This is a genomic window from Leptospira harrisiae, from assembly GCF_002811945.1.
GTDB classification, from domain to species: Bacteria; Spirochaetota; Leptospiria; order Leptospirales; family Leptospiraceae; genus Leptospira_A; species Leptospira_A harrisiae.
On record NZ_NPDX01000001.1, the window covers coordinates 1,632,067 to 1,656,188 of the forward strand.

At 36.4% G+C, this 24,122-nt stretch carries 20 protein-coding genes; 9 read left to right on the forward strand and 11 right to left on the reverse strand.

Annotated elements, in window-relative coordinates; genetic code table 11:
• Positions 1 to 4: 4 nt before the first annotated feature.
• Positions 5 to 1,096, reverse strand: a complete 1,092-nt coding sequence (locus tag CH364_RS07575; protein ID WP_100743468.1) for a response regulator — start codon at positions 1,094 to 1,096, stop codon at positions 5 to 7.
• A gap of 79 nt (positions 1,097 to 1,175) precedes the next feature.
• On the opposite strand from CH364_RS07575, the gene CH364_RS07580 reads away from it, so the two are divergent.
• Entirely contained in the window at positions 1,176 to 3,164 is a 1,989-nt protein-coding gene (locus CH364_RS07580; RefSeq protein ID WP_100787841.1) for an ATP-dependent helicase, read from the forward strand.
• A gap of 47 nt (positions 3,165 to 3,211) precedes the next feature.
• A complete protein-coding gene (locus tag CH364_RS07585; protein WP_100743469.1) occupies positions 3,212 to 3,751 on the forward strand; it encodes an MORN repeat-containing protein in 540 nt (179 codons plus the stop codon).
• Between the two features lie 12 nt (positions 3,752 to 3,763).
• On the opposite strand, the gene CH364_RS07590 is transcribed toward CH364_RS07585, so the two are convergent.
• Positions 3,764 to 4,540 carry a M48 family metallopeptidase gene (locus tag CH364_RS07590; RefSeq protein ID WP_100742933.1) on the reverse strand — a complete coding sequence of 259 codons (777 nt, stop codon included), beginning with the start codon at positions 4,538 to 4,540 and terminating at the stop codon, positions 3,764 to 3,766.
• A complete protein-coding gene (locus tag CH364_RS07595) occupies positions 4,537 to 6,648 on the reverse strand; it encodes an EAL domain-containing protein (protein WP_100742934.1) in 2,112 nt (703 codons plus the stop codon). Before CH364_RS07595 ends, CH364_RS07590 begins: the two co-directional genes overlap by 4 nt.
• A gap of 397 nt (positions 6,649 to 7,045) precedes the next feature.
• Here CH364_RS07595 and CH364_RS07605 point away from each other — a divergent pair, with 397 nt between their 5' ends.
• Positions 7,046 to 7,369 (forward strand): STAS domain-containing protein, encoded by a 324-nt coding sequence (locus tag CH364_RS07605; RefSeq protein WP_020777405.1) that lies wholly within the window; start codon positions 7,046 to 7,048, stop codon positions 7,367 to 7,369.
• A gap of 24 nt (positions 7,370 to 7,393) precedes the next feature.
• Here CH364_RS07605 and CH364_RS07610 read toward each other — a convergent pair whose 3' ends face one another.
• Both CH364_RS07610 and CH364_RS07615 read right to left on the reverse strand, forming a co-directional pair.
• On the reverse strand, positions 7,394 to 8,950 hold the full coding sequence (locus CH364_RS07610; RefSeq protein ID WP_100742936.1) for a tetratricopeptide repeat protein: 1,557 nt from the start codon (positions 8,948 to 8,950) through the stop codon (positions 7,394 to 7,396).
• Positions 8,947 to 10,464 (reverse strand): SpoIIE family protein phosphatase, encoded by a 1,518-nt coding sequence (locus CH364_RS07615; protein ID WP_100742937.1) that lies wholly within the window; start codon positions 10,462 to 10,464, stop codon positions 8,947 to 8,949. The genes CH364_RS07610 and CH364_RS07615 overlap by 4 nt, the downstream gene beginning before the upstream one ends.
• Before the next feature lie 28 nt (positions 10,465 to 10,492).
• On the opposite strand from CH364_RS07615, the gene CH364_RS07620 reads away from it, so the two are divergent.
• Entirely contained in the window at positions 10,493 to 11,593 is a 1,101-nt protein-coding gene (locus tag CH364_RS07620; protein WP_243401287.1) for an LB_137 family protein, read from the forward strand.
• 10 nt (positions 11,594 to 11,603) lie between these two features.
• Here CH364_RS07620 and CH364_RS07625 read toward each other — a convergent pair whose 3' ends face one another.
• From CH364_RS07625 to CH364_RS07635, 3 genes are all read right to left on the reverse strand, one after another.
• Positions 11,604 to 12,950: a PrsW family glutamic-type intramembrane protease gene (locus CH364_RS07625; RefSeq protein ID WP_100742939.1), complete on the reverse strand. Its 1,347-nt coding sequence runs from the start codon at positions 12,948 to 12,950 to the stop codon at positions 11,604 to 11,606.
• Positions 12,951 to 13,011: 61 nt separating this feature from the next.
• Positions 13,012 to 14,214, reverse strand: coding sequence for a VWA domain-containing protein (locus CH364_RS07630; protein ID WP_100742940.1), 1,203 nt, complete (start codon positions 14,212 to 14,214; stop codon positions 13,012 to 13,014).
• 1 nt (position 14,215) lies between these two features.
• Positions 14,216 to 15,004, reverse strand: a complete 789-nt coding sequence (locus CH364_RS07635) for an AAA family ATPase (protein ID WP_100743470.1) — start codon at positions 15,002 to 15,004, stop codon at positions 14,216 to 14,218.
• 110 nt (positions 15,005 to 15,114) lie between these two features.
• Between CH364_RS07635 and CH364_RS07640 the strand changes: the two genes are divergently transcribed.
• Together CH364_RS07640 and CH364_RS07645 are read left to right on the forward strand one after the other, a co-directional pair.
• Complete coding sequence (locus tag CH364_RS07640; protein ID WP_100742941.1) at positions 15,115 to 17,025, forward strand: hypothetical protein; 1,911 nt, start codon at positions 15,115 to 15,117, stop codon at positions 17,023 to 17,025.
• A complete protein-coding gene (locus CH364_RS07645) occupies positions 17,025 to 17,735 on the forward strand; it encodes a carbon-nitrogen hydrolase family protein (protein WP_100742942.1) in 711 nt (236 codons plus the stop codon). Before CH364_RS07640 ends, CH364_RS07645 begins: the two co-directional genes overlap by 1 nt.
• 64 nt (positions 17,736 to 17,799) lie before the next feature.
• Here the strand turns inward: CH364_RS07645 and CH364_RS07650 are convergent, their stop codons facing one another.
• The 3 genes from CH364_RS07650 to CH364_RS07660 are packed head-to-tail and all read right to left on the reverse strand — an operon-like array spanning position 17,800 to position 21,050.
• Complete coding sequence (locus CH364_RS07650) at positions 17,800 to 18,360, reverse strand: lipoprotein signal peptidase (protein ID WP_100742943.1); 561 nt, start codon at positions 18,358 to 18,360, stop codon at positions 17,800 to 17,802.
• Between the two features lie 18 nt (positions 18,361 to 18,378).
• Positions 18,379 to 20,013, reverse strand: coding sequence for an ABC1 kinase family protein (locus CH364_RS07655; protein ID WP_100742944.1), 1,635 nt, complete (start codon positions 20,011 to 20,013; stop codon positions 18,379 to 18,381).
• Positions 20,010 to 21,050: a Gfo/Idh/MocA family protein gene (locus CH364_RS07660; protein ID WP_100742945.1), complete on the reverse strand. Its 1,041-nt coding sequence runs from the start codon at positions 21,048 to 21,050 to the stop codon at positions 20,010 to 20,012. The genes CH364_RS07655 and CH364_RS07660 overlap by 4 nt, the downstream gene beginning before the upstream one ends.
• Positions 21,051 to 21,101: 51 nt before the next feature.
• On the opposite strand from CH364_RS07660, the gene CH364_RS07665 reads away from it, so the two are divergent.
• Genes CH364_RS07665 through CH364_RS07675 form a run of 3 tightly spaced genes read left to right on the forward strand, consistent with a single transcriptional unit; the run spans position 21,102 to position 24,122 of the window.
• A complete protein-coding gene (locus CH364_RS07665) occupies positions 21,102 to 22,481 on the forward strand; it encodes a UDP-N-acetylmuramoyl-tripeptide--D-alanyl-D-alanine ligase (RefSeq protein WP_100742946.1) in 1,380 nt (459 codons plus the stop codon).
• A gap of 30 nt (positions 22,482 to 22,511) precedes the next feature.
• Entirely contained in the window at positions 22,512 to 23,009 is a 498-nt protein-coding gene (purE, locus tag CH364_RS07670) for a 5-(carboxyamino)imidazole ribonucleotide mutase (RefSeq protein WP_100742947.1), read from the forward strand.
• 12 nt (positions 23,010 to 23,021) lie between these two features.
• Entirely contained in the window at positions 23,022 to 24,122 is a 1,101-nt protein-coding gene (locus CH364_RS07675) for a 5-(carboxyamino)imidazole ribonucleotide synthase (protein ID WP_100742948.1), read from the forward strand.

Consider the following 24,122-nt stretch of genomic DNA (forward strand, 5'->3'; position numbering starts at 1 on the left):
ACTGTTATAGTGGTTTTACGATTGGTAGAGTGAAATACCAAGAAGATTCTTCTTCGTCTCTATACATTTTTCCTTTGTGTTCGGTTACGATATTTTTGGATACTTCTAAGGAATTGAATTGTGCGATTCCTTTCATTAAATCTTCAGCACCATTGTCTTTGATTTGAATGAGGATATGGCTTGTTCCATCTTCTTCCATTTGTTTGAGTATCACCAAGATCTTTCTACCAATTGAATCTTCCCTTGTATTGACACGAACACGTGCATCCTGCATCAAATTGAGAAGAACCTGTTTGATTTTTTGTGGTTGGCAATATGCAAGTGGCACATCCCCCAATTCAATCTCACATTGGATTCCTTCTTTTAAAAAATACTGGTGTAGGAAAGAACGAGTGTCATTCAGAATACTTCCCAAATTAGAATAAGTCCACTGCGAAGATGTGGATTGAGAGTAAGAAACTAAGTTTTTGATGATTTTTGCAATTCGATCCGATTCATCTGCAATTTTTGAAGCTTTTTCTTCTAAGGAAACATTTCCTATTTTTTTTGCTTCCAAAGAAATCAAATCAGCCAAATTCAAAATAGAAGTGAGTGGATTGTTGACTTCATGGGAAATTCCAGAAGCAACAAGAGCAATGGTTTCCCATTTTTGATTTTCCGCAAGCCGACTTTCAACATTTCGAATGTGTTTTTGGACTTGAGATTTGTAAATGGCCATCTCTACAGAAATATACAAATCACGACTGTTAAATGGTTTGATTAAATAGCCGAATGGTTCCGTTGCTTTTGCTCGGTTGATGGTTGCCTCGTCAGAATATGCAGTTAAATAAATCACTGGGATTTCTTTCGTTTTTTTGATGATCGTTGCAATTTCGATCCCATCCATGGGACCGTTTAACATGATATCCATTAACACTAAATCAAAATGTTCGTTTTCAATATGTTCAATTGCATCATTGGCATCAGAAACGTATGTTGCATGGTATCCATATTGTTTTAAAGTAGAACAAATATTAATGGCAATGATTCTTTCATCCTCTACAACGAGGATTCTCTTAACGTCTGTTTCTTTTTCTGTTCCCACAACTGCTGTCATATTATCTAAAACCGGATTCATCTATCAAATACAATAATTAGAGTTTGTCAACAGAATCCATACAACCAATCTCTGTATTGTGAATGAGGATTTAAACGAGGCTCAAAATTCAGTCATTTTATCCCCCCCAGGTCCCATCCTAGTCGTGGCAGGAGCCGGTACAGGAAAAACTAACACTCTTGTCAATAAATTGGCTTCTCTTGTTCAGAATGGATTTGACCCAAGTTCCCTATTGCTGTTAACTTTCACAAGACGGGCAGCCAAAGAGATGTTACATCGTGCGACGAGTAAACTCGATTCAAGAATGATGTCTGTACAAGGTGGTACTTTTCATTCTTTTTGCCACCATTTTCTTAGGAAGTATTCCTTAGTTGTTTCCCTCAATTCTAACTTTACTATTTTAGATGAAGATGATGCCACAAGTCTTGTGGGTATGGCAAGGGACCAGGTTGTCACCAAACAAGTTCGTTTTCCCAAAAAAGAAACACTTGCTGAGATTTTTTCTAGTTGCTTCAACTTACAAATTTCTTTGGAAAAATTACTTCAAAAAGAATATCCTATGTTTCTTGGTTTAACCAAAGAAATCCAAGAGGTAAAATCAAAGTATGCGGATCTCAAACTAAAACACAATTCACTAGATTTTGATGATTTACTAGACTTTACACGAAAGATATTGATGGAAGAAGAGTCCATTCGCGAACGAGTGGGACTACAGTATAAATATATTTTAGTAGATGAATACCAAGATACCAATCGAATCCAAGCACATATTGCCTGTTTATTAGCAAGCAAACACCAAAACATACTTGTTGTTGGTGATGACGCACAGTGTATTTATGGATTTCGTGGTGCCAATGTAAATAACATGTTGGATTTTCCAAAAATTTTTCCAAATACAAAAACAATTCACCTAACTGAAAATTATCGAAGTAACCAACCAATTTTAGATCTAGCAAATTCGGTATTAGACCAAAGCAAAGAAAATTATAAAAAACATCTAATTTCACACAAACAGACTCCCTCGTCTAAACCAATCCTTTCGAAATTGGAGTCATCCGAAGAAGAATCAAATTGGATTGTTGACCAAATCTTAGAGTTGTACGAAAAAAATATTCCACTTTCAGAGATTGCAGTTTTGTTTCGTGCAGGTTATATCTCCAACCTTTTAGAAGTAAAACTCACATCAAAACAAATTCCATTTCGTAAATACGGTGGAAAAAGATTTTTGGATTTAGCGCATGTTAAGGATTTACTTGCTTACTTACGTATCATTGACAATCCCAAGGATATACTTTCTTGGAATCGGGTTTTACTATTAGAAAAACAGATCGGTAAAAAGTATGCACAAGTTCTTTATAAAAATTTAGAATCAAATGACTTTAGTTGGGATCTCGTTTTCGATTCACCTACGTTTTTTTTGGGGATTCCAGACCAGGCGAAACGCTCCTTTCAAAATTTAATCAATATGTTTCGCTCTCAAATGATGAATTTAGGAAATAGTATGGCTCTAGTCGAGGCTGTTTTAACGCATTATTTTCCAATTTTGGAAGATGAATATGATGATTTTGATAAACGGAAATTAGATTTAGAGTCTTTTAAAGTTTTAAGTAAATCTTCCCCTAATCTTTCTGACTATTTGGCAAATTTGACTTTGGATCCAACAGAAAGAATGGATACCAGTCCTCTTGATTCCAATGAGGATGATTTTTTAACCTTATCTACCATTCATTCGGCAAAAGGATTAGAGTGGAAGTATGTCTTTGTTATGCAAGTGGTAGAAGGAAGTTTACCTAGTTCTCGAATCAAAACTACACAAGAATTGGAAGAAGAAAGGCGTTTATTTTATGTGGCAATCACCCGAGCAAAACATGGCTTGTCATTAACATCACCAGTGTTTACCGATAAAAATAGGTTAACAACCATCAGTCGATTTTTGGTAGATTTACCCAATTTGTCCGAATTAGTAGAAGAAATGAATCCAATCGCTCTTGAAATTACAAAGGAAGCGACGGAACTCAATTTGGAAAAGGACCGCTTTCAGGACATTCAAAAATACTTTTTGAATTGATTTCTATAAAATCCTCCTCTACCATGGGTTTGATATTTGGGGGACGTATGAATTTATCCTTTCGTCGTTATGTTTGTTGTTTATTCCTTTTGCCAATTTTATTGGCCTGTGCTTCTCCTGACTCAAAGGATGACGGTACAAACCAAGAACCGAAATCGACTGCAAGGAATGCAAATATTGAAGATCCAGAAAAGGGTGGAAAGAAAGTTGGCTGTATCGAAGGGAATTGTGTCAACGGCATAGGTAAATATGTATATGATAACGGCGATGTTTATACTGGCTCATTTAAAAACGACTTACGGGAAGGTGCTGGAAGTTTTCTATACACTGATGGTGAAAAGTTTAGCGGAACGTACATAGAAGATAAAAAACAAGGCCCAGGCGAATATAATTTCAAAAATGGTGATAAATACGTCGGCGAATTCCAAAACGGGCAAATCAATGGCAAGGGCACCTATAGTTTCAAAGATGGTAAATCCGTATCTGGTGACTTTACTTCTGACGGTCAAGAAGGGATTGGAGTTCTTACTGACGAAGGTAAGGCGAGGAATTGTAAAATCGCAGGAAGAAAACTTCTCTGCGAATAATTGTTAGTTAACTTATATCTGGCAGTTGGGACCTTTCCCTTCTGCTTTCGCTTTTTCCCATAAAACCAAAGCATTTGGCATTGCTGCATTTAAATGTTTCATACGTGTTGCATCTGATGGATGTGTTGACAACAATTCATTGGGTTTACTCCCACCAAGTGCACTCATGTTTTTCCAAAGTTCGACACTTTGTCTCGGGTCAAATCCTGATTTTGCCATCAATTCCAATCCAAGTAAATCTGCTTCCGATTCATGTTCTCTTGAAAAAGGCAATATAATTCCATATTTTGCTCCAAGCCCAAGTGCACCAGCCACTGTAGGTTTCCCAAGACTTTCTAAAATTTTTACAGACCCACCTGCTAATTGGTTTTGTGATACACGTTCATTTCCATGGCGAGCAATCACATGACCAATTTCATGCCCTATTACGGCTGCTAACTGGTCTTTGTTTTTTGCAACAGAAAACATCCCAGTATGTACACCTATTTTTCCTCCTGGCAATGCAAAGGCATTGGGTGTATTGTCTTTGAATACAATTACTTCCCACGAATCTACTCCGGTTGTATCCATAGTCACTGCTAATTCTGCTGATACAATACAATTGACATAAACATTAGCCTTAAGAGTCGTATCGATTGGAGTTTTTGTTTTCATTTCTCCAAATGAAGTTGCGCCCATTTCATTCATTTCAGCATCTTTTACTAACAAAATTTGTCTTCTTCCTGTGGGAGATGTGCTGCAGTGAATGAGGATTGTCAGAGTTAAAATTAAATTTATAATTCGAATCATTTATTTTCCTGTTTTGAATAGAATTGATGAATAAAAGGGACTACCTCTTCGTTTCCAATTGGTTTGGAAAGCCAATATCCTTGGATCTTATCGCATTCGTAAGATTTTAATAACTCAAGTTGTTCAATCTCCTCAACACCTTCCGCAACTACCGAATAACCAAGGTCATGTGCCATATTGATGATAGAAATTAGTAAAAAACTTTCTTTGGATCCTTCTTCCACATTACTCAAAAAGGATTTATCAATTTTGACAATGGAAAGCGGAAGTTTTTCTAAATAGGATAAGGAAGAAAAACCAGTTCCAAAATCATCCAAGGCAACTTTAACTCCAATATCAATGAGATTTGATAGAATCGGTACAGTTTCCGAAAGGTTTTTCATCGCCAAACTTTCTGTAATTTCTACCTGCAAAGAAGTATAAGGAATTCCTCGTCGATTGTGTAAATCTACAATCCAATGAAAAATATTTTGATCAAAAAATACCTGTGGGCTTAGATTTACAGCAATAGAAATAGGAAGACCTTGTTTGAGTTGTACTTCTTCAATGACATTGGCAGCCTGTTCCAACACAAATTTTGTAATGGGAACAATGAGGCCTGAATCTTCTGCCAATGGAATAAATTCTGCCGGGGAAACCATTCCCCTTTGCGGATGCCGCCAACGAACAAGGGCTTCCCAATGACCGATTCTATTTTCCTTGATATCTAAGATTGGTTGGTAAAATACAAAAATTTCATTATGAGTCAGAGCCTTTTTTAAATCATTTTGGATTTCCAACTGGAAATGGATTTTTTCCTGCATCGCTTGGTTAAAAACCGATACAGTTCCTACCTTCTGTGATTTAGCATGAAACATAGCAATTTCTGCATTTCGTAAAAGTACATCAGCATCTTTTCCACCTAACCCAAAAGCAGAAATTCCACAAGATGCGGTCAGATAAATTTCGTATCCGCCAAGGGGTATCGGATCACCCAATCGTTCGAGCAATCTTACAGCATAATTGATACCTTCATCAATTGCGAGAAGATGTGTGATTAAAATAGAAAAATTATCAGCACCAAGTCTTGTGATAATGGCTTCCGTATCAGAAAACTGTCTTAGTCTTTCAGAAAAAATTTTTAGAATTTGGTCCCCTGCTTCATTTCCAAGGGAGTGATTGATTCGTTTAAAATTATCTATATTGATACAAAATAAAATCGGATAACCTGTATTTTTTGTATTATAAGCAAAGATTTTTTGTTCAATCCTTGCGAGAAATAATGCTCTGTTTGGAAGTCCCGTTAAGCTATCATAAAAAGCATCGTGGGTTAATTGTTGTTCTGCGAGTTTTCTATCAGAGATATCGTGGTGGATGGCAATGTATTGAAATATCGATCCATCTTGTCTTGTAAATGGTACTATGGTTGTGTCTGCCCAATAATCACTTCCATCTTTTCTGATATTACGAATTTCTCCTCGCCATACATTTCCTTTTTGAATGTTTTCCCAAATTTTTGCCCAATCTTCTTTTGTTTTATCTGTGGATTTCATGATCCTATGATTTTGGCCAATGAGCTCCGCTTTTCCATATCCTGTGACTTTCGAAAAGGCTTCGTTTACATAAGTGATGATACCGTTGGCATCGGTAATGGATACGATATTGGCTTGGTCAAGGGCAAATTTTTGAAGTTGGATTTCCTGCAGTGATTGGTATAAAAACGTTTCGGTTGTGTTTTTTTCCTTTCTATAAACAAGTTCTCTTCTTTCTCGTTCCAAAACTTCTGTTAAGCGAAGTAAGTTTTTCCGGTCAATCAAATCGTTGACCCCAGATTTCATATAACTAAGGTTTTTCGAGAATTCTTCCGAATCACTGAGGAGAATGACTGGGATATCGATTTTTTTATCATTTAAATACTGCAAATAAACAGGAATTTCGGAATGGAATGGTTCTCTTGTGCTACAAATAATTGCATCCCAATCTTCTTCGTGGACTGTAGCCTCCCATGCCTGGAATGTTTCGACCACGCGATAGAGAGGACTGAGGCCATTGGCTTTCATCTCTCGCACAAGATCAAATACACTATTAGAATCGTTTTCGAGTATTAGAACGCTGATTGGACTGCCCATTGTTGTTGCCGGTATGGCTTATCTCTCCCACTAAGAATTCGTATTTTTCCTAAAATCTCAACCTAAAAAAGATTCAGAAAAACAAGGTTTTTTCGTCGTATACCGTAAGTGCATCCGAAAACTTTTGAAACTAATTATATTAAAAAAGAATATTTAGAGCATGAACTAAGGAAATTGCTCTTGGATATGAGTGATTTGGATTATAAAGGACTGACCGATTATGACAAGGGTGGTTACGATGGTTTTAACCAAGCAATTACCTTAGTTTTAAAAAGGCTACAAACCTAGGGTTTTTTCTAATCAAAATGACGAAAGATACAAGTGAAACAAGTTTCCACAAAAATTCTTTACAAAATTGGCAAGTAAACAGATAGTATACGTGCCAGTAGGAAGTTCAATGAATTTCACAACAAAACAAGTTAAAAATCATACAGTTGTTACTCTAGAGGGTTCCCTCGACATTTATTCTGCACCCGCATTAAAAAAAGAACTCCATAAAATCATCGATGACGGGGCCGAGTCTGTAGCAATTGACATGGTCAACATCAAACTTTTGGATTCCTCTGGGATTGCTCTTCTTGCCAACCTCCAAAAGAAGCTAAAGTCGGAAGAAGGACAATTTTTCCTACTGAATGTCAGCCAAGATGTAATGGTAATTTTGAAACTTTCGAGTTTAGATAAGTTTTTTACAATTTTAGGTGGCGAAGCGGAACTTCCATAACCGCTTTCGCTCCTCTGTCATTTTTTAGAGCCGGAAAAACTTCACCTCTCCTCTAACCACTGGCTCTTCCTTCGATTTTGGTTTTGTCCAATCTCCCGAATCATTCTGGATCCATCGGTTGGATTCTCCTTTGACTCCGGAATCAGTCACTACCTTTATCGGAATGCCTCGTTCAGCAGATACTTGTACTGACACAACCAGTTCGTAAGGGAGGTTTAATCCAAACGATCCTAGTTGGAGGGTAGCAAGATTCCCTTCGATTTTTACTTCTTCACAAATGACTTCACGCCCATCTCGTAACTTTACTTTGAGTTTTAATGGGGTCTGTGGACTGTTTTTTTTCACCTGTGTCAGGTTTTGTGTGACTTCTGGCACCTTCAGTTTAGTTTCATCTATTTCTGGAACAAGAGGAATCTTTTCTTCTGAAACAACCGCAGCTAGTTTGGTTGTTTCGCTTTTAGATACTTCTAGAGATTCACGAATGTTCTCTTTAATTTGATTGAGTTCTTTTGATTCTTCTTCTGAGAGATTGGATGCAGTTTCTGCTTTTAGAACTTTTTCAATGATTACGGGTTTTAGGACTAAACTTTTCCCTTCTTCAATATTTTCTGCAGCTTTTGTATCTCCAAGTTTTGTAGCTTCTTCTTTCGAAAAAGCCACGAGAGATTTATTTTCTTGATAAAAATTTCCAATCAGCAACAAACGTCTGTTTGCCCGAATGGCCACTTCCTTGTTTTCTTTTTGTTTTACGAGTTGGATGTATTCTTTGACCGCATTCGAGGTTTTTCCTAATTCTTCCATTGCCCGAGCTTTGACATAGGATTGGTCTTTTGTTAAAACAGGCAAAGTTTCTAATGTTTTTAAAGTTTCTTCATAATCGCCACTTTGGAAAAGCGAGTAAGCCAGCTCTTCAGGTGATTTTTTTTTGTTTTTGAGTTCTAACTTTTTCTTTTCACCCTCTTCTAAAAAACTTATGAGAAGACTCGCATTTTCTGCATAGTGGGTTCCAGCAAATAAATCAATAGTTTTGGTGAGTTTCACAAAGGCTTTTTCTCTTTCACCCATCATCACCAAACAGTAACCATGGTGAAGGAGAGTGAATGCCATTTCATCCGACAAAGAAGATGTTACTGAATCTTCCAATTCTTGGTATTTTTTAGAAGCAATTGGATACTTTCTTGTCCTTTCCATATAGAAAGCAAACTGCAAACGAATGATTGTTTTTTGTTGTTCCTCTAACTCTAATGCTGGTTTAAAATTTAAAAAACGTACAGAGTTAATGACATAAAGACCAAATCGATCTTGCCAACTCATTTTTAAATCTAATCCTTCTGTCTCCGAATTCATAATTCCTGATTCTAAGATATTAACTTTGACTTCAGTCATATAATCATCTTTAGAGAGAAACATTTGTTTTAATCTTTCACGTAAGGTTTGTGAAGAGAGTTCGTAATTCATTAATTGGTCACGAAGAATTCCAAATCGTAATTCTTGTAATTTGACACTGACAATGGACTGTGAAGCCAAAGCAAAAAAGAAAAACAAAACAAAAAAAAGAGAGAAAAAGAAAAACTTTTTCATTCCGGTACATCAAGGACAATCATAGTGACATCATCCTTATATTCCTCGTGTTTTTCTTCTAGAAGTGCCATCGCCTTTTCTACAATTTCTGCATTAGGCAAATGAATGTTTTCTAATACTACCTCGGTGAATCTCTCTAAACCAAAAAGTCCACCTTCTTTGATCGGAGTTTCTACGACTCCATCGGTATACAGAATGATTTTATCACCCGGAAGAACAGGAAAGGATTCTAATGAGTATTGGATGTCATCTCCCATGCCAAGTGGTGGACCAGAACTATCAACATAAGTGATTTCTTTTGTGGAAGGTCGAATGATGAAAGGGGCATTGTGGCCAGCATTCACAAATTTCACGACTCCCGGTTCTTCAAATACTACAAATACACCGGTTGCAAAAAAAGATGCCTGAAGTCGATTGGCGATCACTTCACCTAATTGATTGATTGCTTGGATTGCAGAATGGTTTTCTTTCATAATGGCTTGGAGAGACATCGCCATAACAACTGTTACTAAAGCTGCCGAGACACCATGCCCAGATGCGTCTGCTAAAAAAAAGCCATAATAATTATTTTCAGGAAATTGAAAGTATTGGTATAAATCTCCAGAAACTTCTCGCATGGGTCGGTATAATTTACCAATGTTGAATTTTTTGAATTTTTTCACAGAAGGCAAAAATAGTTCTTGTACTTCTTTACCAATTTGAAGTTCTTGATTGATTTCTTCATTTAATCGTGTAATGGTAGTTACTTTATTTTGAATTTCTTCTGCCATTAAGTTAAACGATTTTCCTAAACTATCCAATTCATCATTACTTTTAAAATTCCATGTGACCCTGGATTCTAAATTTCCAGTAGCCATTTGTTTAGATGCAACTTCTAAGGAGCCAACTCGTTTGAAAATAGCTCTGTAAACAAGTATGGCAAAAATGATATGAAATACAATTCCCCAAAGAACTGCATAACCCACTTGGATGTAGAGTTGTTTTAATCGGTCTTGGATGGAGGAAATATTAAAATGTGTGAAAAGAAAAACTTCTTTTGCATCGGAGAGTCGGATCGGTAATAAAAAATCCACTGTAAAATCTGATTCATTCAGATCTAAACTATACCTTGCCTTGAAGAGATTCCCTTCTTTATCTGAGGAGACCTCTTTGGTTTTTTTCAAAACTGCATCTGTGATTTCTTTGATTCCAGGTCCAGAATCGGGTTCGGAAAGGATGATTTTTCCTTCCGCATCAAAGATGGAAAATTTTGTGATTTCATACAATTTTAAGGTTTTGCGAAAAACTTCAAAACTTTCGTCTTTTTCACCGGAAAGACCAATGGCTTGGATGTCAGCAAGAATGGTGTTGGCAAGGTTTTCTGACTGAAATTGGAAGTTCTTAAGGAGTAAATCCGATTGATTTTCAAAAATCATCACCGTAAAAAAGATGATATTGAGTAAGGCAAGAAGGGAATAAAAGAGTCCAATCTTAAAGCGTAAGGAATTCGTCGTTTTGATTTTGCTTTTGTTCACGGCAATTACTTGTATTGTCGATAATTAAGTGATAGAAATCTATCACAAAATTGAGATTTTCCCATTGGTTTTAGGCATCCACATATTCTTCTTACGCTCCTTTCGGGCAATCATCCTAACCATTCTACTGTTTTTTGGTATCTCTAGTCTCTTCGCCGATAAGATTCGATTGAAATCAGGAGAAATACTGAATGGAAAGGTTGTGAATGTCACGACTTCCCACGTGGAATGGCAAGACCAAGGAAAACGTTATAAGTTTCTAAATTCAGAAGTTTTGGGGATCGATGTGGGTTATGACGGGCTCCCCGCTTGTGCTGATTATAAAACATTTGGAGTGGAAGATTGTGATTTGATCCTCACCAAATTGACCAAATCCAATGCTAGTTTTTCCAAAAAAAGTAGCCCTTTGGAATTAGAGGTCGTTCCGTTAAAAAAAATCTCTTCTTTGAAAGTGAGTTTTGAATCGGGACTTCCCATGGAACGTTACATTGAACCTGGGGCAAAAGGTAAATGGGTATTTGGCGAAAAAGAAATCATCGGAAATTTCAAAACCTTAGAAAGAGGTAGAATCATCATTGAAACCGAATCCAAAACTTTGGAATCGGTAGATATTCTTGATTTCCAGTCCTTTGAAATTCAAAATAAATCAGTGATTGTAAAAGTCATTAAAGAAGAAACACCCAAAGTGATTCCTGGTTATTCTCCGATCGCAGAAAAAAGGTATGGTAAAGCTGCGATTATTTTCGGAGGGGCATTCCTCTCCGGCTTAGGAATGTTATATGAATACAATGCTTCAGTCAATGCTATCAATAAAGATATTGAATATTTTCCTACAAGTGATGGAAGAGTTTTGATATTTGCAAATACTCTTAGCACAAACAATTATGATTTCCACAGGCAACGTTTTTTAATCTACTCAGTTGTATTTACTTCTATTATATCTTATAGTTTAATAGATAGTTTTTATTTGGGTCGAATGGAATCCAAAAATGAAAATGCCAATGGTGTTTATTTAAAACCATTGTTAGATATGAAACCGAATGTCAGTTCAAATTTATTAGGAGCTGGGAATCAATGGAAACCAAATGACAGTTTGTTTTATGGATTTAGTTTTGAATCTAAGTTTTAGTATACTTTGACTAAACGAATGATTTTCTTAAAAACAAATTTTTGAAATTTTGTTTCAACCGAAGAAAATGCCATTTAATCAGAAATGGAAAAGGAATTTTATCTAACTGGCACATCGCCCCACAATTCCCCTCTTCGTTTTCTCTGCACCAAAGGATGGTTCCTGAAAGTCCCACAAAACAATCCAAACCAATCCAAAGATCAAATTTGACTTTCGTGTTTTCTGTAAACATCTGTGAGGTGGGGAGATAAAACATATTTGCCTGAATATGGAAGATTGCTGAGTTTTCTTCAATGTTATTTAAGTGTAAATCAACGGAACTAAAAAGAGGAACAGCAAGCATCCTATCCCGAAAAAAATATGGATTTAGAATTCCAGCAAAGAAAAACATTAGCGATAGTATAACCGGATACATCACAAATAATGCGAAGTAATCTTGTAACGCAAGATCAGGAAATTTAAATGAAATCCATTCTGGCGATTCAGTTAATAAATAAACTGATAAAATTCCTGGAATGATAAAAAATGCAGTCAGGATCGAGTGACGTAAACTCGGGAATTGTAACAGTTTTATCCCTGAGGTGGAAATATGTTTTTGGACATTTTGTATCCATCCTTCATGTCGATTGTGTCGACTTAGTATTTCATATTCTTCCATACTCATATTCATTAATTTTAGAATATGTCCAGGGACGAGAATTCTTGATTTTGCGATTGTTAATTCCAGGAAAAAAAATAGAGAAAGAATACAAAAAGGAAGAACAAAAAGTAAATCAATTTCTTGAAATATGGAAAGATTATACAGTCCATGAATTCCAACACATATAAAAAATCCAAACCCAAGTTTGCCCCATTTAAAAATTGGATTTTTATGAAATAAAAACATCATAAGGTATGCACCAACAAGTCCCCCATTCATCATATGGATCGGGAGTGCGGTAATTGAACGAAGTACTTGTGACCATAGACCGGTGTTGATAAAATACAAAATATTTTCAACCAACCCAAATCCACCACCTAACACAAGGCCATAGAAGATTCCGTCAGTAACTGTGAATTCATCCTGATTTTTTCTAAAAAATAAGTAGATCCCAAGAAGTTTTGCAAATTCTTCTACAAAGGAAGAAAGGATAAATGCATTCCAGTATGGTCCACCATCAGGTAACCAATTTGAAAGTGCCGCTTGTATAGCAATGGCTACCCCTGCACTAAAAATTGAAAATGCAAAAGCAGTGTATTGTAAAAAGGATTCTGTATACCTATAAAAATGAAATCGATAAAATGAATAATAAAACCCTAGGGTCAGAAGATTGATAAGACAAATGATCAAACTAGGTATCGAAATTTGACTGATCATTTGGTATGATTAACGGCAGAAAAACCCTGAAAATCAATGAGAAATGCTAAAGAAATTAGCACTAAACTAATCTTTTTACTGCCTTTCGTAAACCTTCAATGGTTAGGGGAAACATAGGAACAACATCTTCGATGGCTTCGATGGTGGGAGCTCCCCAAAAACGTTTTGGTTCGGGGTTGAGCCAAACAGATTCAGGGAAAAAACCAACTAATTCTTTCAAAGATTCAAGTCCACTTTTTGCCTTTCTTTGTTTTTCATCAGAACTTGCCGAATGATACGCATAAGGATTGTAAGGTGTTCCAGTTAATTCGTATGGAGCCATGTATGCATCGCCTACAAAAATCAATTTTGTATTTTTTCGAAATTTTTCTTCAAAATGTTTGAGAGAGATTCTGGACTGGAACTCATGGTTCTCATACAAGTATTCGTGGAAAATATTATGGAAAAAATAATTATGAACTTCTTTGAAATGATATAGTCCCAGGCTAGCACTAAAAAGTTTACTCACTCGTTCTGAATGAGGGGTCATACTCCCGCCTATGTCCATAATGAGCACAAGTCGGAGTGAGTTTTTGCGTTCTCTTTCTTCGACCAGTTCAATCTCACCGCCATTTTCGCAGGTTTTATCGATGGTCTTCTCTACATGGAGTTCTCTCCTTCCTTCTTTTTTTAGAAAGCGTAACTCTTTTAAAGCAAGTTGGATGGATCTTGTATCTAAAATTTCATCTTCCCGGTAAGCTTTGTATTTTCTTTCATTCCACGAACTCACCCCCGAACGATTTCCCTCCCCTTCCGTATTTCCTCCTATTGATATTCCATTGGGATTGAATCCTGAGTTTCCAAAAGGAGAAGTGCCGGAAGTTCCTACCCATTTATTTCCGCCGTCATGACGTTCTTTTTGTTCAGCCAATCGCTTTTTAAGCTCTTCAATGACTTCTTCCATACTCATATGAGGAGCATTCAACTTCTCAGCATCTGTTAAGTGTTTGGGAATATTATTTTCTAACCATTCAAATAAGGTATCTCGGAATTGAATTCTTTCTTCTTTCCATGAACCAAATGTTTTGGAAAAAGCTAAGTCATAACTATCATAGTATTTTAGATCTTTTACAAAATTGAGCCGGCCCACTCTGTAGAGCTGGTCCAAATTCATATAACCAGACGGATCTGTTAATTTCCTTAGGGTGGCGAGGAAAGCTATAAGTTCTCCCGTTGAACAAGGAACAGATTCTCTGCGTAGATTGTAAAAAAAATCTAAAAACATTTTAGTTCAAATAGACTCGGTAATCCTCTTCCGACTTAAATAAAGTCCCAGCAAAAGGAATTTTACTCGAATCTAAGGTTTCTCCGGAAACAAGTAGAACCTGAATCCAATCTAAAAGTTCGCTTGTTGACGGTTTTTTTCGAAGGCTTTCAATTTTTCTAATCGAATAAAACATCGCCAATGCTTTTTCCATAAACTCTGTTTCAATGGAAGGGTAATGAGCTTTGATGATTTCCTTCATTGCTTCGCGTTTGGGAAATTCTATATAATGAAAAATACAACGCCTTAAAAACGCATCAGGCAGTTCTTTTTCATTATTCGAAGTGATGATGACAATTGGCCTTTCTTTGGCGATGATATGTTCTTTGGTTTCCGGAATAAAAAATTCCATTTTATCCAATTCTAATAGTAAATCATTTGGAAATTCGATGTCCGCTTTATCAATTTCATCAATGAGAACCACAGCTTTGTGGGTTTGAGAAAAAGCTTCACCCAAGGCGCCAAGTCGGATATAGTTTTTCACATCGCGCACACGCAGCATGGCTTCCTCTTCAGGAAACCGGGAATCATTTAGTCTTGAAACAGCATCGTAAAAATAAAGACCCTCTTTCGCAAGACTTGTGGATTTGATATGCCATCGGTAGAATGGAACTTTTTTGGTCTCGGCAAGGAAACTTGCAAGCAGTGTCTTTCCAGTCCCTGGTTCTCCTTTTAGGAGGAGTGGTCGTTTTGTAATTTCCGCAACTTGGACCGCTTCTTTCAGATCTTCAGACAGGATGTAATCAGCCATGGTATACCTTTTGGACTCCAATCTTTTTCGAAAAACAGGGGAATCCACTAAAAATTGCTTTTTGTAAGAAATTGAATTCCCATATTGAGGAATTGGAACGATAGTTAATTATGGGCGATTTTGATAATACGAAAAGGGCAATTGGCGTAGGGAAACTGGATGATTCTGCAAGAAAGGATATGTTCAATAAGTTTGTCAGTGCCGGCGGGGAGATCATAAAAGAAAAACAACCGCCGAAAGAAGACGAAACAAAAAAAAATCGTCCCGAACCAAAGGTGCGCCAAAGTACAGTTTCTCGCGGAGGAGATGATAGCCGTTCGGGAAGTCGTGGAAACAACCAAAACAAATCTGATTCTGGAAATTCTCGCTCCCAAGCAGATTCCAAAGCACAATACGAAAGAGAAATCAGTAGTTTCTCCGCTCGGTTTGGAATCAAACTGAAGTGCTGGCTTGCACGGGTCACTTCTTTTGGATCGAGTGATCTAACTCCCAAGTTTATGCATGATTTTAGCATACGCGCTAAACAAGCATTAATTGAACTTCAGTATAGCGGGAACGAACTTTTAGCCAATCAACAATACTCTCCACAACTGAGTAAGGCACTCGATAAAATTAATCCCCTACTTGTAGAATTGCTTGCAATGGGTCAAAAGTTATATAATGGCCCAGAGTTAACAGACATTACAGATCCGATCATGGTTGCGCCAGAATCACCTGTTGCCATCGAACGTGTCAAAAATCCAATTTATGCACTTTTTAAAAGAATGTACATACTTTATCCATACCAAGAGACTTTGAAAAAATCTTTTGTGCAAGCATTTGATGAGTTGCAAAAATTGGAAGGAAAACCTTCCCTAATTTATGCGAACAAAAAACGAAAAGTTACGCAAGAAATTGATAATCTCTTCGAAGGATTTTTTGACAGACTTTATCTTGTAATCTTACGAGCTGAAAACAAAAATATACCACTTATTTCCCGTTATATGGAAAATCTTCTAGGTATTAATCCAGAAGATCGACCTGGACAAAGAAAATCAGGAGAAAATGTACCTGGTGGTAAAGAATTAGAAACTAAAGAAGACAAAAAAGACGAAGACTCCAAGGATGAGGATAAAAAAGAGGATGAAGTCCCTCTTTCCAAAGAACAGGCGTATGGACTACGTTTAATGCAAATGTATTCTATTCCTAAACTTCGGAAAAAATTTGATCCTAAAAATGAATATTCCAACATACCTGATTCTGACAAAGCACTGCTTGCTTTATTTTACTTTTATGAATTCGATGATGAATATTCCTTTGTGATGACCACAAAAAAGATCGATATTAAACCTGGCTCGATTAACGGAGTGAAGGTGGATTATCGACAGAAAATGTTGGACATTTATGAAGGTACAAGAACCATCATTGATCAATTTCGAATTTATAATGACATTCTAAGAGAATTAGAAAAACACAAAGCAAACCCTGGCGCCAATTATATTGAAGCATCAAAGAAATTAACAGGAATTGAACAAAAACGTACTGGACAATCAAGAACGGTACGTTTGGCCATTAAAGAATTTAGTTTAAAATCCAGAGATTCCCTACTTGTGCTCATTAAAGATATGAAAGGCAAAAAGGAAATTGTGGCGAATATGAATGACGTTTTGACTTTAGATTCAATGGAGTCTCGCAAACGACTTAATAAAAAACCGGTCAAACAATGTATCATGGAATCCTATTGTTATCTGATGGCCTTGTATGACAGATTAGAAACTGGAGACTTGTTTGGTGGACTTGTCGAACTCACTCCAGAACAAATGAAAGCATCTTTTGGTGTGGACATGGGAACAGGCAATGTTGAATCCAGTGGAACAGAACTTGCTGATTTGGAAAAGGAAACAAATGAAATTGTTACTTCGAGTAAAACTGGAACTGAGACGGAAAGTACGGATGCTGACGAAACTTCTTCAGATGAAGAAAATGACAGTTCTGACGATCCTTTAGATGATGACATATTACCATCGGGGAATCCATTTTAATGGCAGTCATCAAAATCGCAATTTATCAAAAGAACTTACACAAACGTATTAGCCCAGAGGAAATTTCCAAAATCCAACAATCAAAGGCTCACTTTTTAATTTTACCCGAAGGTTTTCCTCATTTTTTTCAAAGTGAATCACCTGAGAGTGCCACCAAACACGAAAAGGAATACCAAGACCATCTGTTGGAAATTTCTGAAAGTTTTCCTGGTGTGATCCTTGGCGGAAGCCATTATCGTAAAAATGAACAAGGACAATTGGTTTCCGTATTACCTATTGTCCAATCCTTAGTTCTAGTTGACTTTTATGAAAAAAAATCTCCCTCTTCGTTGAACGAACCCGGTGTGACTCCGGGAAAAACGGAATCAATTTTTATAATGGGTGGCCTTCGTTTTGGACTTCTTGTCGGTGAAGATTTAGAAAATAAATCCATTTGGGATGAATTTAAAAAAGAAGATATTGAAATTATATTTTATCTTTCGTCTGCAGATCAAAAACGATCTTACGAAGAAGATTTAACTTTTTTTGAATCTCTTGCAAAAGAAAAATCAGTTCATATCATTCGTGTTTGTGGTCCATCAGAAGGAAAACCTGCAAGAAGTTTATATGCATCACCGTCTGGAATCAATTGGAAAGTTGGAAAAATCGAAGAAGATAAAGATGTATTAAAAACTTTATCTGTAAACGTAATGAGGAGTTATTTGTTATAAATTATCTATTGGGACAAATGGAAAAACACTCTGTCCCAATTTCTTTTGTTATCTAAATGATTCTTTATTTTTTATCTAATTCTTTCCAGTCCATCGTAAAAAGAAGGATCACAATTCCAATAGAGACACAAGAGTCTGCCACATTAAATGCAGGCCAACGATCGAAGAGTAGAAAATTTGGCCACTCAAAGTCTAAAAAGTCTACTACACCAATGAATTCAATACCTGGTTTTTCAGGAGTGAATCCAAATCGAAATCCAACACCTGGAATTTTTACGAAGAATTTATCCAAAAAGTTTCCAAAGGCACCCGCCATCACAAAATTCCATCCCCAGGCATTTCCCAAATCAGCATTTTGCCAACGGTAAAAGATAAGAAATACAATCGCAAAGCCTGTCGCAAATAAAGATGGAAGTGCATTGTCCTGAAAAAGGCCAAATACAAAACCCGTATTGAATGTTAAAGACAATCTGAAAAAATCACCTAACACGGGAATACTTTCATGTGCTACCATTTTTGTTATAATGATATATTTAGATAGTAGATCTAAAAAAAGGCCAACTAGAACAAAGGCCAAGTATCCAGGTTTAAATACGGAAAAAAATGGGGTTTTAGGTAGATTCATAAATTAGAGAAGGTCCGTTTATTTTTGTTTCCAATAACTTAGACTTGATTTGGCTAAAGACCAAAAACTCAGTCCTGATAGTATATAAAATAATATGCTTGGTTCTTTCCAGAATTTTTCCGAATAATACATTCCGAAAAAGAAAAATATCGAACCCAAAGCACCAAAGGTGAATATTTCTTTTAGTCTAAGCTCCTCTTTTCTTGTAGAATCAGGGGTTTGAAATTCTCCCCGATTCCATTTGTATAAAAAATCATTTAATTCTTTGGGTAAAGAAAATAGGCTTGTGATGAATTCTTCTCCTTCGTCTTTCCAAAGTTTTTTTAAGGAACTTCCCTTGAGAACAATTTGAGAAAATGGTTTTTCAGCATAGTCAATCATTGAGCGAGTTGGGTCAAGGTAGGATGAATTTCCAAGCAACAGAGCAAGGACCCGGTGCAGGCTAAGGAAATTTGGTGGTAATTTGAGACTGGAAAGTAGACGTTTTAAACTCACCTGAATTTCTTTTAAAAAACGAAGGTCTTCGGCTGGCCTTAGTGTATCCAGCCCAATATTTCTAAAATGATCTGTGGATTCTAAAATGCGATTGAGTTTCTCTAGGGAATATTTAACAATCTGAATTAATTCTTCTTTTGATAATGATTCTGTAACAGCACCTAATTCGAATAAGGATTCGGTGATTAAGTGATAGTCTTTTCGCATAGCCCCAATTAAAATTCTTTCTAAAATTCGTGTTTCCTCTTCGGAAATGGATTGTACTGCGCCGAAGTCGATAAAACAAAGTTCACCTGATTCCATAAAAATTAAATTCCCTGGATGTGGATCGGCGTGAAAAAAACGATATTCAAATATCATTAAGATATACGCACGAACTAGTTTTTCTAAATTCGGATTCTTTTTTGTATGAGGTTCGAATGGATTTAGTTCATAGATTTTTTTCCCCTCTACAAACTCGGTTACTAGTGTATGTTTATTACATAGTTCATCAATTGGATTTGGAAAATAAAAATCTTTTTCCAACGCAAACAATTGTTTTGTATATTTTAGGTTTTTAAGTTCACTCCGAAGGTCAAGTTCAGAACGAATCATTGTGTTTAATTGTTCGTTTACTTCTTTTGCTGAAACTTTAAATACAAACCGATCAATGAGCCAAATGATCCGAGAAATCGTTTTTAAGTCACGAATGGCATCTTCTTCGATTTTAGGGTAAAGAGTTTTGATGGCAACTTTTTTATCGTTATAATAACCTATATGAACTTGGGCTGTGGAGGCACTTGCATAAGAAGTTTTATCCAAATCGGTAAAAATTTCCTCCATGGATTTTCCATAATCGCTTAACCAGCGCTTATTGATCTCTTGAAATTCTCGGGGCGGAATTTTGTCCTGCAAATCTTGGAGTTCCCATAAAAATTCTTCCGGTAAAACATGAAATAAATTACTGATAAATTGCCCAATTTTAATGTAAACTCCTCCCATTTGGAAAAATAAATTTTTTGTTTCCTTTCCCTTTCTTCTAAGAAACTGAATTCGAATGGATTCGTATTTACTTTGTGATGTAAATTTTTTTTTGATTTTGGCTAAAATGAGATACTGTAACCAAGTTTTGATCACAAATAGATAAATAGAAGCAGACCGATTTTTTTTTGTGTTCATGGTTTTCGCCTATAAATTGATTCTATCAAGTGTAAAATCTCGATATTATCCGAAAGTGTACCTTCCATTGTTTGTTTTCTGCCTTGAATCACTCGGAAAATTTCATCATAAATTCCAATAAACGCATTCGATGTTTCTGGTTTGGGGAAATGTTTGGGAACAAATGGAACCAAACTACGAAAGTCTTGGTATAACTTGGAAGGTTCCGATTGGTAAAAAGAAAATCCATCGTTTGAACAAATGATTCGATTTGTATCTGTATGAATGTCTAACTCAAACTGGAAGTAATCTCGTTCGCCAGAAACATCTAAAAACACTTCCACTCCGGACTGGTTTTGAAACCATGCAAGGGCTCGAGATTCCACTGTATTTTTTTTTGGTTTTTCTAACTTGGAATGGATTAATTTTGGATTCTCAACCAACCAATGGATAAGATCAACTGCATGTGTTCCGTCGTGAAGTAACGGGCCGCCACCTAACTTCGAAAAGGCAAGCCCAGGGTTTTTTGCAGAAGTAAAAACCGATGCTCGAATGGATTTTAGGTTTCCAAAAACTCCTTTTGTTAGTTGGTTTTTCACAAACTGGTAACTAGGATGGTAACGCCTTTCGTGATTGATCCAAATTCTCGTTTTGTGTTTTTTTGCGTATTTTTGAATCCTCTTTGCGCCTTCTTCGGAAAGTGCCACGGGTTTTTCAATGAGTAAATTAGGAATTCCCGATTGGATGCAGTGGATGGCCCATTCTTCGTGATAGGCACTCGGCGTAGAGATTACAGCCAATTCGATAGGGCTAGGGAGGGAAGTTTTTTGTGGGTCCCTTGCAACTAACATTGCATCCGCATTCCATTGGGATTGGAAAATTTGGCATCTTTTTGGATCAGAATCGTATCCTTGGAGAAATTCAAATCGGTCTCTTCCCCAATCCGATTGTAGGACACCCATATGGGTGCAAGGTTTTTTACGAAAAGGATCCCTTTCCAAACCGGAACAAATCCGTCCTAGACCGATCAGGATGGTTTTGATTTTGGATCGTTTCATTTATCTTTTTCTTCCAAATCTTTCTTTCTGAAAGAAACTGGCGTAGAAGCTATGATCGCACCATTTGAATATTCCCTGTCAACTATTCTAAGTTTGTTTTCCAAAGACTTACATTGGGACCGAACAGAAAATCCTACTTTTCAATGGATCACCACCTCTTCTGCTGAATCAAAAAAAAGAACTTTATTTGTTCCTTTGCGAGGCACAAGAGATGGGCATGATTTCATCCCTGATGCCTTAGCCAAGGGAGCATCGGCTTTCCTCTGTGAAAAAAATCATCCCATTCTAAATACCCTTTCTTTGGCAGACAAATCAAGAGCCATTCTCGTTCCAGATTGTTTAGCGGCTCTGGGGAAACTGGCCAATTATCATAGAAATCGATTCCAAACTATTGTTCTTGCAGTCACGGGTTCCTCAGGAAAAACGACTACAAAGGATTTGTTAGGTGGTCTATTTGGTTTTTTAAAACTAAAAACTCTGGTAGTTACGGAAAAAAATTATAATAACGAAATTGGGTTACCATTTACTTTATTTCGTATTACAGAAAAAACGCGAATGGTCATTTGTGAGCTTGGAATGAACCATAGAGGAGAAATTGCCAGACTTTCCAAAATTGCAGAACCAACACATGCACTTATAACCAATATAGGATCCGCTCATATTCAAAATCTAAAATTGAGGGAAACTATAGCAGAAGAAAAGATTGATATCATTCAGGGGATGCGTCCCAATTCGATATTATTTGTCCCGGATGATTTGAATTTTTTAAATCGTGCTAAACAAAGGACGAAGAATGGGAAAACCAAACTTATTATTTGGAAGCACCAATCCAATCCAAACTTAAAAATCATACAAGTAAAACCAAATGGATTTACCTTGGAATGGAAAGGAAAACAAGCAGAATGGAAACTGCCTGGTGAAAAACTACTAAGTAATGTTCGCGGAATGGTGGAAGTCGGAACACATTTTCAAATTGACCCAGACCAAATCATAAAAACGATCCGAAACTACAAAAGTCCAGACAAACGGTTGAATATCAATCGAGGTTATTATACGATCATCGATGATTGTTATAATGCAAATCCGGAATCAATGTTATCTAGCATTGGTGCAGCCAACCAGTTTGCAGAGAATAAAAACATTGTTTGGATCCTCGGATCAATGAAAGAACTTGGAAAGTTTTCAAAATACTACCATGAGGAAGTAGGAAAAGAAATTCATAGAATTGGCAAGGGAATCTTACTTGGGTTTGGTGAGGAAACAAAACCAATGGTTAAAAAAGTTCCTGGATCTCTGTGTTTTGTTGATATTGAGGAGCTCATTCAGTTTGTAAAATCGAATGTCCCTAAAAAATCTGTTTTACTAGTGAAAGGTTCCAGATCGATGAAAATGGAACGAATTGTCATGGCCTTAGAAACATTTAAGGGTTGATACAGAATTGGCTTTTCCTAGATTACACGTATGCCTACAAATCTACCTAAAGTAGCTGTGATTATGGGGTCTCATTCCGATTGGGAAACCATGAAAGAAGCTTGCGATATTTTGTCTGAGTTTGGAATTCCTTATGAAAAGGAAATTGTTTCCGCTCACCGTTCTCCAGAACGGATGGTAGAATTTGCTAAATCAGCTAAACAAAATGGGTTCGGTGTGATTATCGCTGGTGCGGGAGGAGCTGCGCATTTGCCAGGAATGACAGCCTCTTTAACCACTTTACCAGTATTAGGTGTTCCAATTCAATCAAAAGCTTTGAACGGAATGGATAGTCTTTTGTCAATTGTGCAGATGCCCAAAGGTGTTCCTGTTGGTACTCTTGCCATCGGTACCAGTGGAGCTGCGAATGCAGGTATACTTGCAGTAAGGATCCTTTCTCTTATCGATCAAACCTTAAATTCAAAGTTAGAATCCTATGCGGAAACGAATCGCAAAACTGCGCTTTCGAAAAATGACCAACTTATCTAAAGAGAATCAAATATGAAAATTGGTGTTTTGGGATCAGGACAATTGGGCCAAATGATGTGTTTAGAAGCACTTCCTCTTGGTTATGATTTTTTTTGTTATTCTCCTGACAAAGAATCTCCTTGTGAACGTGTGGGAGCCCTGTCTACCGTTGCTTCTTATGAATCGCTTACTGACTTAAAAGAATTTTTATCTCATATAAATGTTCTTAGTTTTGAATTTGAAAACATACCGAAATCGACTTTGGAATTTCTGGAATCGGAAGCAAAACGAACGTTAATTTTTCCACCTCCAAAAGCTCTTATGATCGCCCAAGATCGGTACTTAGAAAAATCTCATTTTAGAAAACTAGGATTCCGAACTGCCGAGTTTTTTCATTTAACCAGAGAAAGTTCCAATTTAGAAATTAAAATAAGTTTTCCTTGGATTATCAAAACCCTACGTTTTGGATATGATGGAAAAGGACAGGTTAAAGTTCAGGATCTAATCCAATACAAAAAGTTTTTAGAGACCGCATTTCCAAGCGGGAATGAAGAATATTTAATTGAAGAAGTGATTCCCTTCCAAAAGGAAATAAGTATCATTCTGACTCGATTTCAAAATGGTGAAATTGTTTGTTATGGTGCTGTTGAAAATGAACACAAAAATCATATTTTAGACCTGTCGATATATCCTGCAAGAATTCCTACTGGATTGAATTTAGAAGCGATTCAAATGGCATCTAAATTGGCTGAATCCCTTGGTTACATTGGTACCTTGGGTGTGGAATTCTTTTTGAAAGACAACCAATTATATTTAAATGAATTTGCACCTAGACCGCATAACACAGGTCACTTTACACAAGATTGCCAAAGTTTTTCTCAATTCCATTTACATGTATCGGCAATTACAGGAAACCTTCCTCCAACGGACGTTAGACCAAAACCTACACTAATGAAAAATATTTTAGGAAATGAATATGAGGAAAGTCTTAGAATTGTTCGTACACTTTTAAAAGATGATAGATACCAATTGCACCTTTATGGAAAAAAGGATGCCAAAATTGGAAGAAAAATGGGTCATTTGAATTTCAAAGGAAATTTAGAGGAAGTAAACCCACTATTTCATGATTTATAA